Origin of the sequence: Bacillus sp. GMs2/2 (assembly GCF_050172095.1) — a bacterium.
GTDB classification, from domain to species: Bacteria; Bacillota; Bacilli; order Bacillales; family Bacillaceae_G; genus Bacillus_A; species Bacillus_A cereus.
In genome coordinates, this window is the sequence record NZ_JBNLYE010000099.1 from 1 (window position 1) to 14,322 (window position 14,322).

Consider the following 14,322-nt stretch of genomic DNA (forward strand, 5'->3'; position numbering starts at 1 on the left):
TTATTAATTTTTTCATTAATTGATATTCACCGACTGTTTGGCAGTAAGACAGTGACTTTTTTATGTTTAAATCACTCTCGCAAAGCAACATAAATTCTCTAATCTTCTTTCTACGTTCAGTCCATTTTGGATACAAGTCAGGAGCAATTAATAAGAATGATTCTAACTTCATTTCTTTAATTTTCCCATTTAAAATCCTATTAAGATTAGTTCTATCAATCTCTGCTTTTTTAGCCAATGTACCAACATCCAACTTAAGATAATTGATATGCTCCTGTAAGTTCTTGATAAAGCTCTTCATTCTAAAATTCCCTCCCAAATCAGAACCCAAAACATATCCCTTTTTTCTCAATAGGAAAATGAATCATAATTTTCTTTACACTTATGAAGTATGCTATACTATGTACTGACTCATGGAAACTTTCCCTATCTAGGCTAGGGTTAAATGTTATAGCTGTGTGGCCTCACATCTATAACACCGTGGGTCTTTTTTTATTATTTCTTTCACTAAATTCAGTTTATCATAAGATTTAGAATGTTCGTTCTGATTATGGTTAAATCATGTTGAGAAAGTTTTTTTCAAAAATTCTATTTTTCATTAAGAATATTTTACCACCTAAAGAACGTTTGTTCTATATATTTTTTGTCCGTTTGTCAATTTATATGATATTTACTATTATACAGACAAATTTCGTGACATATATAGTCTAAAAATTCTCATGTATTTATACTGAAACTATGAATACATTTGGAGAAAATCTAAAAAAGTTTAGAGCAAGTCGTTCCCTTACTCAATCAGAGTTCGGTGAAAAAGTACAGCTAAGTCGTAGTCAAGTTGGTAATTTAGAAATCAACTATAATCAACCTGATCTCGACACTCTCGATCGCATTGCAACATATTTAGGTGTTTCTGTTGATGCGTTAATGGGTAGAACGAGTACACCACATGAAAAGAACATAGCAAATGCCCTCGATGAAATTCAAACGGTTTTCGCAGGCCTGGATGAATCTCAGCGAGAGCAATACTGCAAACAACTCGTTTTATATGCAAAGTTCCTTAAAACTCATAACGAGCTGTTATGAGTCGATTGTAGTAGAAAACATTTCCAATCGCAACGTTAAAAATTAACAAATTTTCATCAACAAAAAAAGAGAGCGTTATGCTCTCTTTTTTATATTCCTGTGCCTGGATCTTTTATGTATCCGCCACCTACACCAGGATCATATATACCCACTCCACCACCTGGGTCTTTTGTATATCCTCCACCTGGATTCGGATCATACTTCAATTGACTTCCTCCTAAACCTCCTGGATCAAAATTATCTCTTCTCATTTTCTCAAACCTCCTGGTTCTTTTCGCCATCCTCCACCTGGATCAGTTGTATACCCGCCATCAGGTCCTGGGTCGAAAATCCCCATTCCTGTACCTGGATCAGGAATCACCTTTGAACCACCTGGGTCTTTTATGTAGCATTTCATAATCTCATTCTCTCCTTTCTTTTATACACCGGTCTCCGGACCAGAAATTGGTTTCCATCCTGTTCCAGGATCTTCATTGCCTTTCAAACCACCACCGCCTGGTTCATTGTGCCAACCTACACCAGGATCAGTAATTTTATGACCACCAGGTTCTTTTGTGAACTCTCCCATTTTTATCCCCCTTTCTCTTTGTATATAAATATTGTAGCTTGTAAGTTCTACATTTGTAAATTTACTAAAACAAAAAAAGAGCCCTTCAGCTCTTTTTCTCTTCACTATTCAAACCATAATTAAGTTTTTTCTTTCGTGTACCTCGAAATTAAAACGGTTTCTAATTGCAGTGTTAATTTGTGATGTGGAGTTTATAAACGTTAAATGGTTTCTAATAAATGAAAAGTCATATTCATTTAATAACTCAATAAATGCGGTATTTATGAATGAAGAATTTAATGATGTCACTCCTTCAAAAGATACACCCACTTTTTCATGTTGCATAAAAGCTTTTCTTATTAAGTCTTGAATAACTTTACCGTCATCATTCGAATAGCATTGATTCACATAATTTAACACTTCAATATTTACCATTCGAAAGCCTCCTCATCTAATATAATATTTTCAATATTATCCGCCTTTAATTTTATTTGTATTAAAGTGCCCGGATAACGTGTTGGTGATAATTTATGTTCTACATTAACCCCATTATCTCCTGCTTTACAAGTTAGTATACCACCATTAGAGTGAATATACACTTCCCCAGCATGGTTTTTCACAATATTCGCTACAATAGTTGCTAAACCAATACCTCTATTCCTAGGTGTCCCAGTTGAAAAACCTTCTTTTATAGCCAATTTTAAAGCTTCACCATCATTTAAAGATGGTTTTTCTCTCTGAATATTGTACGGAATACCAACACCGAAATCTGAAATGGCTATATGAATTGTATTTTCATCACCTTTTCGAGGATAGTGTTGCGCAAAAAAACAACCAGTATTTTCTTGAGCGTGATCTTTAATATTATTAAAAATTTCTTCTAGAGCAACCTTGATACCATCTACTGATTCTAAGGTAACATTTAATCGCCACGATAACCAATTAGAAAATCTTTGACGGGTAAATTGATAACTCTCAGCATATGTAATAAAACTTAGCGGGATTGTTGTTGGTCTAAGGCTCGCTTCTTCTCTCAATGTATTCCCTATATACGGTTTAAAAAATAACGAATCATCTAAGTACTTAATTGCATCTCGATCATCTAATTTGCGTGGTAATTTCAATGTACATTCAACATTATTCTTATTCAACCACTGAAATATGTTACCTAAAATTGTTACTCCTGCTGGTTCAATGAATTTTAATTTTCGGAAATTAAATGTAATTTGTGTTTCTTTAGGATTCAAATCTTCATCTGTTACCTCTTTTAACAAATCATACATCGTTTTGCGATTAAAACGTTCAGGAACCATAACTTCCATGCTTGAAAACCCACCTTGTCTTTTATATCTTTTATGTGCCGTTATGTATTTTAATGCCCAATATCCATTATAACTTCTTGTATAATTTTTGGAAGAATATTGCGAATTATTTTTCAAAAATAAAAAATATATTACTTTTACAAAAATCACTTTTGCATGCTATCATTCTTATACCACTACCACATATCACGACTTATACCTGGAAAACGACTATGACGAGGTGAAAAAATCATGGCATACTTTCGTAAACGTGGTGAGAGGTGGTCTTTTACTATGGATGTCGGCAAAGACCCTATCACAGGTAAACGGAAACAAATCACTAAAGGTGGTTTTAAAACAAAGAAAGCTGCTCAGGAAGAAGTGGCTAGAGTCACAAATGATTTAGCAAATGGAGATTATGAGAATAATGATATCCGCTTTTCTCAGCTTGTGGAAATCTGGATGCAAGAGAAAGAATCATCATGTAGACCATCGACGTTGTATCAATATAAACGTATTCTACGCTCACGTGTCAACCCTGAATTTGCCGAAAAGAGGTTATCTGATATAAAACCTCTAACGGTGCATAATTTTCACCAGAAGCTACTTAAGGAAGGTCTAACAACGAAATACATTTCATCCGTTGATGTTATGTTAAAACAAATCCTTGATAAAGGTGTAGAATTAGAAATGATTAACTCTAATCCTGCTAAAAAAGCAAAGCGACCTAAAGTTAAAAAGAAGTCGCAAGCTAGCTGGACAGTTGAACAAGCCATGAAGTTTATGGAGTATGCAAAAATACAAGGAAGCTACTATATTGCATTTGTTTTAGCTTTGCATACAGGCATGCGGATCGGAGAAGTATTAGCTTTACAGTGGGATGATATTAATTTCAAAAACAAGACTATTCATGTACAAAGAACATTAACGCTTGTTGATGGTAAGTATGAATTGGGCGAGACAAAAACTGAAGCATCTAATCGTATAATCCCGATGACAGAAGAATTAATGGAAGCGTTGTTAGAATATCAAATTCATAAGAAGGAGAATTCTTTTGACTTATTAATTTGCACAAGAAATAAAAAAATCGTGCATCCATATACGATACGCTACCAAATGAAAGCTTTGTGCGAAGCAATTGACGTACCGTATATTAGATTCCACGATATCCGAAGAACTTTTACAACTATTTTAATCGATTCTGGTGCAAATGCAAAGGTTGTTTCAAAATTACTTGGTCATACAAATGTTTCTACAACTTTAAATATTTATACGGATGTTTATGAAGAACGTCAAATTGAAGTAACTGAAATGCTAGGGAATGTACTAAAAAGTGGTCGAAGTGGTCAAAAAGTGAGCAATGAAGAAAAACAAGAGGGTTAAACCCCGCGGTATAAGTGATATAATGCATTTATAGTGTAAGTTTTTTCTTTACACTATAATGAAGTCATCATAGTAAATAATATATAGAGTATCACGTTTTTCAAAAAGATGCTACATCGAAAGGAGAGATTACCATAAAAGCTGGTGGTATTGTTGTTGAATATAACCCTTTTCATAACGGTCATCTTTATCATGTGCAACAGACAAAAAAGTTAACACAATCTGATATAATAATTGCCGTTATGAGTGGTCCTTTTTTACAGCGTGGTGAGCCCGCACTCATTTCCAAATGGTATCGCACTAAAATGGCCTTAGCAAACGGCGTAGACCTTGTTGTAGAGCTTCCATACGTCTTTGCAACACAAAAGGCTGAAACCTTCGCAAATGGTGCTATTTCCATTTTAAATGCCCTACGTGTTTCTGAAATTTGTTTCGGTAGTGAGGATGGACAAATCGAAAATTTTTATAATACCATCTCCGTACAAAAAAACGAAGAAGAGACTTTTAACTACCTTGTAAAACAATTCATGGACGCTGGTAATAGTTATGCAAAAGCAACATCGGATGCTTTCTCACACATTTTAACATCTGAAAAAAACATAGATATGTCACAACCAAATAATATTTTAGGCTTCCAATATATGAAAGCAATTCTGTCACAAAATAGCTCTATACAAGCTCAAACTATAAAAAGATTTGCCTCTCATTATCATGATGAAACATTTAATGACCAACATATTGCAAGCGCAACAAGCATCCGAAAACAACTCTTTAGCGAAGAAGGATCATTTACAACAATTAAACCTTTTCTCCCACAGGCAACCACTTCGCTTTTAGCAAATTACAAACAAAACTACGGGATATTACATAATTGGGAACAATACTTTTCATTTTTTAAATATAGACTCATGACGATGTCTCCAGGGGACTTACGACATATATATGAAATAGAAGAAGGTTTAGAGCATCGTATTTTATCAAAAATACAAAATAGTTCCTCCTTCTATTCATTCATGGAAGCATTAAAAACAAAACGTTATACATGGACTAGATTACAAAGAGCTTGTACACACATTTTAACAAACACAACAAAAGAAGAAATACGTAGCGCAAATATAGAACAACACGCACCATATATTCGCCTGCTAGGCATGTCACAAAAAGGACAAACTTACCTTTCAAAAAACAAGAAAAAAATCGAACTTCCAATCCTTACTCATACAAAAACATTCGACCATGCCGCTTTAGATATAGAGAAAAAAGCAAACTCTGTATATTTCTCCATCATGCACGAACCGTTACGCACACAACTATTAAAACAGGATATAACACACCATCCTATTCGCTATGATGAAACAACTACAAAATCCCTATAAAAACCTCTCTATTTCAGAGAGGTTTTTTCCTTATCCATCTTTTCTAAATATGTTAACGCATCATCCAGCGTATCTACTGGTACAATTTTCATTTTTGTTTTAATATCCTTTGCAGTCTCAAGTGCATCTTTATAGTTCGATTTCTCCGCACCTTTTTCATTTGGCGCAAAGAACACTTCAGCCCCCGCATCGCTAGCAGCCACCACTTTTTGATTTATACCACCAATTGGGCCCACTTCTCCTTTTTCATTAATTGTACCTGTTCCAGCTATTTCATGTCCTTTCGTTAAGTCTTCTTCCACAAGTTGATTATATATTTCTAATGTGAACATTAAACCTGCGGATGGTCCACCAATTTCATGAGAATTAATTTTCACTTTCGGATCGACCACTAATTCTCTTTCCGTAACGATAGAAACACCTATACCGACACGTCCATTCCCATTAGGAATCGTCTTTACATTTAAATTCTCTTTCAATTGTTTTCCATTTCTCATGTACTCAATACTTACAGCATCGTTTTCTTTTTTCCCTGTCATATATTCAATAAATTGCTCCGTCTTTTCAAATATTTTTCCGTCAACAGCTATAATAACATCACCAAGCTTAAGCTTTCCTTCTGACGGCATTCCTTTTGCCACACCAGCAACTAATACACCTTTATTTTCAAAAGATACTGAGCGATTTGCACGTTTATATGCATTATAAATTGCTGCATTTTGCGAATCTTTCATCGCATAATTTTGGCGAAATTGATATTCTTCATCACTCTCACCTTTTTGCAATATTTCTTCCGCTTTCGAAATATGTGTATATTTATTAAACTGTGCCGCTATTAAATTCACCACATTTGCTGGTCCCATTGAAACCGTAACAAGCATAAAATCACCAGATTCTTTCGTTCCACCCTCAACTTGAACATAAGGCTCTAATTTGGCAGCCATTCCTGGTTTTGTTACATAATACGGTAAACGTACGTAAACAAGTAACATCGCCAATATAACCCCTATTAAGATTGCATATATAAACCGAAAACGCTTAAACATTATGTTTCTCCTTCCACTGCTCAATTAATAAATAAATATTTGAAACATGTTTTTCTGCTTCTACTTCTCCAACTCGAATAATGTCTTCAATGTTTGTAAAAGCACGTGAACTAAATTGCTCTACAGCTGGTCGCATCATTAAATCCGATGCAATTTGCCGATTCATTACAAGCTCATGCTGCATAATTTCAATACTTTGCATGATTACGTCATAAATGGACGTAACATCGCCATTCACCTTAATTGGAGATACATCAACAGCGATAACAATATCGGCCCCTAACTCTTTCACAACCGATACTGGGATGCGATCAATGACTCCACCATCCACTAATAATCTTCCATCTATTTTTTCTGGTACAAACACTCCAGGAACAGATATGCTAGCCCTCACCGCATCTGCAACTGGCCCACTTGTAAAAACCACTTTTTCCCCCTTCAATATGTCAGTAGCCACAACAGCCGTCGGGATATCTAACTCTTCTAAATTTTTATTATATGTAAACATTTTAATCATATCTTTGACACGTTTTCCAGCAATAAATCCCATTTTCGGTACCGTGAAATCTAAATAATACTTCCGCTTAAAAACAGATGCCAATTTATACAATCTTTCAACGTTACTACTTGCCGCATAAAACGTACCTATTAGCGCCCCCATACTACTTCCTGCAATCATGTGAATAGGGATACCGGCTTCCCTTAAAACCTTTATTACACCAATATGAGCAAACCCTTTCGCTCCTCCAGACCCAAGTGCTAAACCAATCTTTGGTTCTTTCATTTTTCTCACCCTTTAATTTTTTTCATTCCTTTTTCATACTTATGGTCTAAATTCACTACGTATCCACGTATACTGAAATGAACGTTTTTTGGGACAAAGGGGGATTTACTTACATGTATGAAAAATGGAAAACCGCTTTCCTTACCATATCAACGCTATTTTTAACCTTTTCTCTTGTACTCCACCCCCAAGCCGCTTTGCAAGCTTCTATTCGCGGGTTAAATATATGGTGGGAAGTTGTATTCCCTTCACTACTACCGTTTTTCATCATTGCGGAACTTCTAATTAGTATCGGTGTTGTAAAATTTATTGGCGTTATATTAGAACCACTCATGCGCCCACTTTTTCGCGTTCCAGGGATAGGCGGATTTGTTTGGGCGATGGGAATGGCTTCTGGTTTCCCTGCAGGCGCCAAATTAAGCGCTAGACTACGAAAAAGCAATCTTTTAACTCAGATTGAAGCGGAGCGCCTCGTTTCTTTCACAAATTCTTCCAATCCACTTTTTATTTTCGGCGCTGTGTCTATCGGTTTTTTTAATAATCCGAAATTAGGAATTATATTAGCCGCTGCCCATTATTTCAGTAACTTTGCTGTCGGATTAATTATGCGTTTTTACGGCGATAATACCGCTTACAAAAATAATACACACACTACAAAAAAACGTCGCTTTCAAAACCCTTTTTTAATTCTTCACGAGACACGCTTACAAGAAAAAAGACCAATTGGTAAATTACTTGGGGATGCCATTGTTTCTTCTATTCAAACATTACTTATGATTGGCGGATTTATTATTTTATTCTCTGTGTTAAATAAAATGATTACTGTATTCCACATTACAGCAGCTCTTTCTTTTATTATGCAACATATTTTATCATTCTTCCAACTAAGTACAGATTTTAGTATACCTATATTATCAGGTATTTTCGAAATGACACTCGGAAGCCAAATGATTAGTCAAATAAATGAAACACCGCTCTTACAACAAGCTATGGTAACAAGCTTCATTTTAGCATTTAGCGGTCTTTCTATTCAGGCACAAGTTGCTAGCATATTAGCTGAAACAGATATCCGATTTAAACCCTATTTTTTCGCACGAATTATTCAAAGTATTCTTGCCCCTATTTTTACATTTGTATTTTGGACACCATTTTATGAGAAAGTGAGTTCTTTCTCACCTATGCCAAAAGATATTCCTGTATTTTTATCCGAGCATCCTTCTATACTACATGAAATTTGGACATCTTTTATACATTATGGACCAATTTTTACATTATTTTGTCTATACTTATATGTTATTTTATTATTTTTGCGCACGTATAAAGAAAAACCCCGTTCACTTTAACGGGGTTTGAAACTTTTCTTTTAAAGCACGCTCTACAATAGGAGGTACAAGATCCACTACACTTCCTCCATACCTCGCAACTTCTTTTACAATACTCGAGCTTAAAAATGAATATTGGTTGTTTGTCATAATAAAAAATGTTTCAATATTTTCATCTAATTTTCGATTCATAGAAGTAATTTGCATCTCATATTCAAAATCAGAAACTGCTCGTAAACCACGTAATATTGCATTTGCATTACGCATTTTTGCATACTCTACTAATAGCCCACTATGCGAATCTACCTTTACATTCGGGATATCCTTTGTCGCTTCTCGAATTAGTTCTAATCGCTCTTCAACTGAAAAGAATGGTTTTTTTGATGAATTGTTTAAAACGACTACGTACACCTCATCAAATACTTTTGCTCCCCTTTTAATAATATCCAGATGCCCAAGGGTAATTGGATCAAAACTTCCTGAAGAAATAGCTATACTTGTCATTCTGTCCCCTCACCTTCATACTTATAAATCGATATTGCAGTAATCCCATAATTCTCAGCTCGTACTTTTACAAGCCTTCCTATAGAATTAGGTAAAACTACATCATTACCATGCTCTGCCATAATTAATCCATCACTATGTAGCAATCCATGTTGATCCATTACACTAATTAAAGATACAATTTTTTGCTCTTTATATGGAGGATCTATTAATATAAGATCGAATGACATTTCACGTTTTATTAACGCCTTTACTGCACGTTCAGCATCATTTCGATATACTTCAGCTTGTTCCTGTACTCTACAACTTTCTAAATTTTGATGAATTACTTTTATTGCTTTACTATCCCGATCAACAAAAATTACTTTATCGATCCCTCTGCTCAAAGCCTCAATTCCAAGACCACCACTACCACCAAATAAATCAAGGGCGATACCACCATCAAAATAAGGACCTATCATATTAAAAATAGATTCTTTTACTTTATCTGTCGTTGGACGTGTTGTATTACCAGGAACCGCTTTAAGTGGGTGTCCTTTACATTTTCCTGAAACTACTCTCATCTGTTGTCACTACCTTTATTTCAATCTATCGAGCGATTATAGAAAGCCATTCCCACTTCGGTAACAGTTAACAAACCACATTCACCTAACTATAGAAAAACTCGGCCTCAAATAACCTCTCGTTATTTTTATGTATTCATCTCATCATTCACTAATATGAACCCAATATGTATATTAGTTCCACTTTATCTTTTTTATCCTATCACAAAATAAAAAAAAGAAAAATAAAAAGCCCAACATAAAATTTAATTTCATTATGTATATCTTCATTTAGATTGGACATAAATAATTATAACAACATCACCTTCGATGTTGTTGCCAACCGCGGAGAAGACTTACGTTTCCCCATAAGTTCTTCCTCCGGTTTCTCCTCTCCCTTTGCCTTCTTACTAGTACATGCTAGTATAAGAAGGGCCCTGCTATGCAGGGTTTTTTTTCTTTGTGTGCTTTTCATTTAAAAAGTGAAATGGTACAGTAAAAGAAAGAGGAGGAAAAGATATGATTCAACGCTTTATAGAACTTGGAGAAGGCTACTCTGATTTATATGAATTACTTGAAATTGCCAAAACAAATCAAGAACGTATAGCACATATGTTACAATTTGAAACGATAAAAAACGATAAAAAAGTGTGTTCGCTTGTTGTAATATTAAAACCAACTACTACTGGTGATTTCCAACCATTATACATATGTCGTGAAGGCATTCCTGTATTTGAAAATAAAAAAAGTAAACGTGTCATTTTATTTGAAGAAACGGCAGAACAACTCGGGAAAAAAGTGGCTACCTTTACTGTAAAACCATCTACAACTTTCCCAGAAAAAGAACTATTTTTTAATCATTTAATTGGTATTTTACGAATGAACAATTTCATTCCTCCGATGAAATAACACGTTATTTCAAGTGAAAAATCCCCGGCTAAATTTAGCAGGGGATTTTTTCTATTAGCTATAATCGTATTCTTTTGCTCGATCAGGACGGGAATTTTCAAATTCCGTTTTTAAATACGGGCGATACGACTGTTCTATCTTTTTCACAAAAGGAAGTTTGTTCAACTTATGCATCATATGCTCAATTTGTTCCATATCACAATATACTACAGCATATTTTAATCGTTTTGATATGTAATGTATGTTACCATATTTCCTTAAAATCTTGGCATGTTTCAATGAATGTAAATAAACAATCATACTTTGTCGTTGCCCGAACATAATCTTCTCCATCTTCTCCTTTTAAAAACATATATTTTATATTCTATGAAAACCAATCAGAAATTTATAACATTACAGGACAAACTCTGTATACGTTTTCTTCCAACTTCTAAAAAACGGGGCACATCACCCCGTTTTTTTACAACCACAACCTCCGCCAGTACCACAACCTCCACCACAGCCACCAGCATCAAAGAACGGATTTCCTGTTGGCACTTTAATGGAAGAAGACACTTCCGAACCGATTGCTACACTAACTTCGTCTAATAACTTCTGCAAAGCAGTTTCTGCTCTTTTAAAAGCTGCAACCTTATCATGTAAGTCCACAGAACGCTTTAATTCTCTCATTTTCATCGACACGGTAGTATAGTCAGGATGGTATTTTCCAAAACGCTGTACTTCCTCATACCTTTCTTTCATCGCTGTAAATTGCTGAATTAGCGTCTGAAGTTCCATATCTTCATGTAATTCTCTATAATACTTACGATAATCTTCTGCTATATCTGAACAGATAATCGCTTTTGCAAGCTGCTCTGCCTTATCTAATATTAATACGCTTTCTAGCGTCGCTACAATCATGAGAGACACCTCCGAGTATCCATCATACCACATTTAGATTAGAACTACTAATTGAAGTGACTTACTCAAAAGAAAGATATAACGTAACTATTTTTACACTATATCCGTACACACTTATACATTAATATGTTCCGCTATATTATATTTAAGAACATCCCATTTTCCACTATTTTGTTTCACATAACTAATACACGCATTTTTTAATGGTGTCTTAAATGTAATTTCATCTGGTTCAATGGCATGTAAAATCGCTTTTATCGCGTGTGAGTGAGCAACAATAATAATACGTTTGCCAAAATGAGTTGTCGCAACATCTTCTAAAGCAGCAAAGCAACGAGCTACAATCTCTTCATCTCGCTCCATACCTTCTACTTTTCCCTCAGCAATCAACTCTCTAACAGCCGCAACCGGCTTCCCTGAAGCTTCTCCAAAATTCCGTTCAACAAATCGCTCATCTAATAAAATCGATTGTAATCCAACTGCCGTTGCGATTTCATTAGCCGTTTCTTGCGCTCTAATTAACGGGCTACTTATAATGATATCCCACGTTTCTTCTTGTAAAGCAGCTGCACTTTGACTCGCTTGCTTCTTACCAACTTCATTAAGCGGAATATCTTCTCGCCCCTGAATAATTTCTTGAAAATTCCAATCAGTTTGTCCATGTCGTACTAAACAAATTTCCGTCATGCTGCAACTCCTTTTTAAATAATCAACTTCTATTGTAACAAAAGTTCTGCATGACGGACATATTTTTCACTTCCAATTAGGTTGCATTTTGTTGCTTCATATACTGAAACATATCAATCATGATCGAAGCAACGGCCAATTGATTTTGAAACTTTTCCACTTTATCTGGTATCGTTTTTTTGAAATGTTGCATCGCCGCTAACTCAAAAGCCTCTTTTTCTTCAGGATTTCGTGTTAATTTTCTATACCAGTACGGTTGCTCTCTAATATAGCGAGATAAATCCTCATCAGCCTTTATAAACTCCATAATTTCTGCTCTCATCATCTTTCCCCCTAATCCTTTTGAAAGAAAAACGGGTTATTTTCTGAAGTACTTTGCTCTTGCTGCGTACGGTTACCTTGAAATTGCTGAATAACTTGTTGCACGCTCCCAATTGCACTCGTCACATTGGCTAAATGGTTCTGCATTTGTTCCACGTCCAACTTTTTAAAAAAAGAAAGCATTTGCCCCATCACATCAGCAGTTTTTTCCTCTTCAGTTCGATTATCTTTTTCTTTTTTATTTTCTTTTACCGAAGAAAACGCAGGCGCTCCATCCGGTCTATAAGTTGCCCATATTGGATCTTCTTCACCGAGTAAGTACCATTCTTCATAAAATTGTTGCCATGTTTTATGACCACTTCTAACCTCATGAACCATTTTAGGGTGATGGTTTACAAATTCTTTAAACTGTTGAACCGATGGATGTAACGGTCCTTTTGTTGTTGGCATAATCCTCACCTCTCCATGTATATCTACTATATAGTAAGAAAAAAAAGGCGCATGGTTCGCCTATTTTTAGACGATTCATGCACCTTTTTTTCTGCTATTTGCATACGGTCAGATTCCCACCTACAATTCAGTGAATACGAAGTAACTAATTTGGTAATGTAACACCCCACCGCTTACAGTTTCGCTTTATTTTCGAATAAAGTTTTGTGTATAAAATTTATCGTATACACCAACACCTAATCCTGTAAATTGTTCATTTAATAAATTCTTTCTATGCCCCTCACTATTTAACCAACCTTGCACTGCCGCAATTCCATCACTATGTTGCGCCGCTATGTTCTCGCCAGCAAGTTGAAATCCTACTTTCCCGCGCTGCAAACGATCTCCTAGCGTACCTAATGTAGGTGAGTCATGAGAAAAATAATTATTGTCTTTCATATCTTTACTGTGACCAACAGCAACATCTGCTGTTTCCTGATCCCATGTTAATAACGGTAATTTATGACGACTTCGAATGATATTTGTTAAATCAAAAATTTGTTGCATATTCCCATTTTCTACTTGTTTTATTTTTTCTGGAGTCAATGGTTGTTCTGCTATTAATTCACCTGAATAAACGAGCTGATACGGTCTTTGGCGTAATAAAGTTTCATCATCCATATAACGAACACCAACAAGCTCATGTGTAAATTGATCAAAATACAATTGCGCCCATCCATCTTCTACAGGTATTAACGGTTGTTCCATGACTTCGGTATCAGATAGCTCAAATTGATAACTATTTTTCCCTCTTTTTAATGAAATTTCATGCGAAAGTGGACTTTTTTTATATACTTCTTCATATTTTTCATTTATATAATAAGGTGGAACCTTAACTTGTTCACCAGCTGCGTATGCTGTTACAACTTTACGTTCAGAAACTCCAAATTGAACATACTGAGTTAAATCCTGGTTGTATACCCACCATTCATATCCGTATGCAGATGGCTCTATTCGAGAGGGTTCTCCCCACTTCGCTAATAGGTTTTCAGAGTCTTCACCAATCATATTTAAAACAGTGTCTGAGGAGTCTTCCTTAATTTGCTTTTTCTTTTTCACAATTTTATTTTCTTGCTTTGATTGAGATGGGGTTAATATATATTGTGAAACGAGTAATTTCCCGTATAA

20 protein-coding genes and 1 pseudogene are annotated in these 14,322 nt (G+C 35.1%); 5 read left to right on the plus strand and 16 right to left on the minus strand.

Translation table 11 applies throughout. The annotated features are described in order from the left end of the window. Positions 1 to 301 (minus strand): annotated as a pseudogene (locus ACQGS6_RS14195) (AimR family lysis-lysogeny pheromone receptor); the annotation flags it as partial. Between the two features lie 437 nt (positions 302 to 738). Between ACQGS6_RS14195 and ACQGS6_RS14200 the strand changes: the two are divergent. Continuing rightward, the gene (locus ACQGS6_RS14200) at positions 739 to 1,083 is read left to right on the plus strand and encodes a helix-turn-helix domain-containing protein (protein ID WP_001091275.1); all 345 of its coding nucleotides are present in this window, start codon (positions 739 to 741) and stop codon (positions 1,081 to 1,083) included. Between the two features lie 89 nt (positions 1,084 to 1,172). Here the strand turns inward: ACQGS6_RS14200 and ACQGS6_RS14205 are convergent, their stop codons facing one another. The 5 genes from ACQGS6_RS14205 to ACQGS6_RS14225 all read right to left on the minus strand — a co-directional run bounded on the left by ACQGS6_RS14205 (position 1,173) and on the right by ACQGS6_RS14225 (position 2,952). Continuing rightward, complete coding sequence (locus ACQGS6_RS14205; RefSeq protein WP_327956430.1) at positions 1,173 to 1,334, minus strand: hypothetical protein; 162 nt, start codon at positions 1,332 to 1,334, stop codon at positions 1,173 to 1,175. Then, positions 1,331 to 1,480, minus strand: a complete 150-nt coding sequence (locus ACQGS6_RS14210; protein ID WP_426965236.1) for a hypothetical protein — start codon at positions 1,478 to 1,480, stop codon at positions 1,331 to 1,333. Before ACQGS6_RS14210 ends, ACQGS6_RS14205 begins: the two co-directional genes overlap by 4 nt. Before the next feature lie 21 nt (positions 1,481 to 1,501). Further along, positions 1,502 to 1,651 carry a hypothetical protein gene (locus ACQGS6_RS14215; RefSeq protein WP_426965237.1) on the minus strand — a complete coding sequence of 50 codons (150 nt, stop codon included), beginning with the start codon at positions 1,649 to 1,651 and terminating at the stop codon, positions 1,502 to 1,504. A 108-nt stretch (positions 1,652 to 1,759) separates the two neighbouring features. Next, entirely contained in the window at positions 1,760 to 2,065 is a 306-nt protein-coding gene (locus ACQGS6_RS14220) for an STAS-like domain-containing protein (protein ID WP_426965238.1), read from the minus strand. Then, complete coding sequence (locus ACQGS6_RS14225) at positions 2,059 to 2,952, minus strand: ATP-binding protein (RefSeq protein ID WP_426965239.1); 894 nt, start codon at positions 2,950 to 2,952, stop codon at positions 2,059 to 2,061. The genes ACQGS6_RS14220 and ACQGS6_RS14225 overlap by 7 nt, the downstream gene beginning before the upstream one ends. 231 nt (positions 2,953 to 3,183) lie before the next feature. Between ACQGS6_RS14225 and ACQGS6_RS14230 the strand changes: the two genes are divergently transcribed. Together ACQGS6_RS14230 and ACQGS6_RS14235 are read left to right on the plus strand one after the other, a co-directional pair. Further along, positions 3,184 to 4,314 (plus strand): tyrosine-type recombinase/integrase, encoded by a 1,131-nt coding sequence (locus ACQGS6_RS14230; RefSeq protein WP_426965240.1) that lies wholly within the window; start codon positions 3,184 to 3,186, stop codon positions 4,312 to 4,314. A gap of 194 nt (positions 4,315 to 4,508) precedes the next feature. After that, positions 4,509 to 5,690 carry a nucleotidyltransferase gene (locus ACQGS6_RS14235; RefSeq protein ID WP_426965241.1) on the plus strand — a complete coding sequence of 394 codons (1,182 nt, stop codon included), beginning with the start codon at positions 4,509 to 4,511 and terminating at the stop codon, positions 5,688 to 5,690. A gap of 8 nt (positions 5,691 to 5,698) precedes the next feature. Here ACQGS6_RS14235 and ACQGS6_RS14240 read toward each other — a convergent pair whose 3' ends face one another. Further along, a complete protein-coding gene (locus ACQGS6_RS14240; RefSeq protein WP_206905186.1) occupies positions 5,699 to 6,736 on the minus strand; it encodes a SepM family pheromone-processing serine protease in 1,038 nt (345 codons plus the stop codon). Further along, positions 6,729 to 7,520 (minus strand): patatin-like phospholipase family protein, encoded by a 792-nt coding sequence (locus ACQGS6_RS14245; RefSeq protein ID WP_000662590.1) that lies wholly within the window; start codon positions 7,518 to 7,520, stop codon positions 6,729 to 6,731. Before ACQGS6_RS14245 ends, ACQGS6_RS14240 begins: the two co-directional genes overlap by 8 nt. A gap of 113 nt (positions 7,521 to 7,633) precedes the next feature. Between ACQGS6_RS14245 and ylbJ the strand changes: the two genes are divergently transcribed. Beyond that, a complete protein-coding gene (gene ylbJ / locus ACQGS6_RS14250; protein ID WP_000273083.1) occupies positions 7,634 to 8,863 on the plus strand; it encodes a sporulation integral membrane protein YlbJ in 1,230 nt (409 codons plus the stop codon). Here ylbJ and coaD read toward each other — a convergent pair. Further along, positions 8,855 to 9,346: a pantetheine-phosphate adenylyltransferase gene (coaD, locus tag ACQGS6_RS14255; RefSeq protein WP_000200601.1), complete on the minus strand. Its 492-nt coding sequence runs from the start codon at positions 9,344 to 9,346 to the stop codon at positions 8,855 to 8,857. The two genes, ylbJ and coaD, sit on opposite strands and share 9 nt — an antisense overlap. Then, positions 9,343 to 9,909, minus strand: coding sequence for a 16S rRNA (guanine(966)-N(2))-methyltransferase RsmD (rsmD, locus tag ACQGS6_RS14260; RefSeq protein ID WP_001266981.1), 567 nt, complete (start codon positions 9,907 to 9,909; stop codon positions 9,343 to 9,345). The genes coaD and rsmD overlap by 4 nt, the downstream gene beginning before the upstream one ends. A 498-nt stretch (positions 9,910 to 10,407) precedes the next feature. Between rsmD and ACQGS6_RS14265 the strand changes: the two genes are divergently transcribed. Beyond that, entirely contained in the window at positions 10,408 to 10,797 is a 390-nt protein-coding gene (locus ACQGS6_RS14265; RefSeq protein WP_000616017.1) for a DUF7147 family protein, read from the plus strand. Positions 10,798 to 10,851: 54 nt separating this feature from the next. Here ACQGS6_RS14265 and ACQGS6_RS14270 read toward each other — a convergent pair whose 3' ends face one another. From ACQGS6_RS14270 to ACQGS6_RS14295, 6 genes are all read right to left on the minus strand, one after another. Continuing rightward, positions 10,852 to 11,118 carry a YlbG family protein gene (locus tag ACQGS6_RS14270; protein WP_002082261.1) on the minus strand — a complete coding sequence of 89 codons (267 nt, stop codon included), beginning with the start codon at positions 11,116 to 11,118 and terminating at the stop codon, positions 10,852 to 10,854. Between the two features lie 126 nt (positions 11,119 to 11,244). Further along, entirely contained in the window at positions 11,245 to 11,697 is a 453-nt protein-coding gene (locus tag ACQGS6_RS14275; RefSeq protein WP_000634366.1) for a YlbF family regulator, read from the minus strand. 114 nt (positions 11,698 to 11,811) lie between these two features. Further along, positions 11,812 to 12,384 (minus strand): histidine phosphatase family protein, encoded by a 573-nt coding sequence (locus ACQGS6_RS14280; RefSeq protein WP_000134947.1) that lies wholly within the window; start codon positions 12,382 to 12,384, stop codon positions 11,812 to 11,814. A gap of 76 nt (positions 12,385 to 12,460) precedes the next feature. Then, positions 12,461 to 12,706, minus strand: a complete 246-nt coding sequence (locus ACQGS6_RS14285; RefSeq protein WP_001200990.1) for a YlbE-like family protein — start codon at positions 12,704 to 12,706, stop codon at positions 12,461 to 12,463. A gap of 11 nt (positions 12,707 to 12,717) precedes the next feature. Continuing rightward, entirely contained in the window at positions 12,718 to 13,155 is a 438-nt protein-coding gene (locus tag ACQGS6_RS14290) for a YlbD family protein (protein ID WP_001143346.1), read from the minus strand. Positions 13,156 to 13,341: 186 nt separating this feature from the next. Then, a partial coding sequence (locus ACQGS6_RS14295) for a CAP domain-containing protein (protein WP_426965243.1) occupies positions 13,342 to 14,322 on the minus strand: 981 nt, incomplete at its 5' end.

Excerpts from the sequence above, each read along its gene's own strand:
- ACQGS6_RS14280 (WP_000134947.1), bottom strand. The coding sequence starts at position 12,384 with ATGACGGAAATTTGTTTAGTACGACATGGACAAACTGATTGGAATTTT.
- ACQGS6_RS14225 (WP_426965239.1), bottom strand. The coding sequence starts at position 2,952 with ATGGAAGTTATGGTTCCTGAACGTTTTAATCGCAAAACGATGTATGAT.
- ylbJ (WP_000273083.1), top strand. The coding sequence starts at position 7,634 with ATGTATGAAAAATGGAAAACCGCTTTCCTTACCATATCAACGCTATTT.
- ACQGS6_RS14215 (WP_426965237.1), bottom strand. The coding sequence starts at position 1,651 with ATGGGAGAGTTCACAAAAGAACCTGGTGGTCATAAAATTACTGATCCT.
- ACQGS6_RS14275 (WP_000634366.1), bottom strand. The coding sequence starts at position 11,697 with ATGATTGTAGCGACGCTAGAAAGCGTATTAATATTAGATAAGGCAGAG.
- ACQGS6_RS14220 (WP_426965238.1), bottom strand. The coding sequence starts at position 2,065 with ATGGTAAATATTGAAGTGTTAAATTATGTGAATCAATGCTATTCGAAT.
- ACQGS6_RS14200 (WP_001091275.1), top strand. The coding sequence starts at position 739 with ATGAATACATTTGGAGAAAATCTAAAAAAGTTTAGAGCAAGTCGTTCC.
- ACQGS6_RS14290 (WP_001143346.1), bottom strand. The coding sequence starts at position 13,155 with ATGCCAACAACAAAAGGACCGTTACATCCATCGGTTCAACAGTTTAAA.
- ACQGS6_RS14270 (WP_002082261.1), bottom strand. The coding sequence starts at position 11,118 with ATGTTCGGGCAACGACAAAGTATGATTGTTTATTTACATTCATTGAAA.
- ACQGS6_RS14240 (WP_206905186.1), bottom strand. The coding sequence starts at position 6,736 with ATGTTTAAGCGTTTTCGGTTTATATATGCAATCTTAATAGGGGTTATA.
- ACQGS6_RS14285 (WP_001200990.1), bottom strand. The coding sequence starts at position 12,706 with ATGAGAGCAGAAATTATGGAGTTTATAAAGGCTGATGAGGATTTATCT.
- rsmD (WP_001266981.1), bottom strand. The coding sequence starts at position 9,909 with ATGAGAGTAGTTTCAGGAAAATGTAAAGGACACCCACTTAAAGCGGTT.
- ACQGS6_RS14205 (WP_327956430.1), bottom strand. The coding sequence starts at position 1,334 with ATGAGAAGAGATAATTTTGATCCAGGAGGTTTAGGAGGAAGTCAATTG.
- coaD (WP_000200601.1), bottom strand. The coding sequence starts at position 9,346 with ATGACAAGTATAGCTATTTCTTCAGGAAGTTTTGATCCAATTACCCTT.
- ACQGS6_RS14265 (WP_000616017.1), top strand. The coding sequence starts at position 10,408 with ATGATTCAACGCTTTATAGAACTTGGAGAAGGCTACTCTGATTTATAT.
- ACQGS6_RS14245 (WP_000662590.1), bottom strand. The coding sequence starts at position 7,520 with ATGAAAGAACCAAAGATTGGTTTAGCACTTGGGTCTGGAGGAGCGAAA.
- ACQGS6_RS14230 (WP_426965240.1), top strand. The coding sequence starts at position 3,184 with ATGGCATACTTTCGTAAACGTGGTGAGAGGTGGTCTTTTACTATGGAT.
- ACQGS6_RS14210 (WP_426965236.1), bottom strand. The coding sequence starts at position 1,480 with ATGAAATGCTACATAAAAGACCCAGGTGGTTCAAAGGTGATTCCTGAT.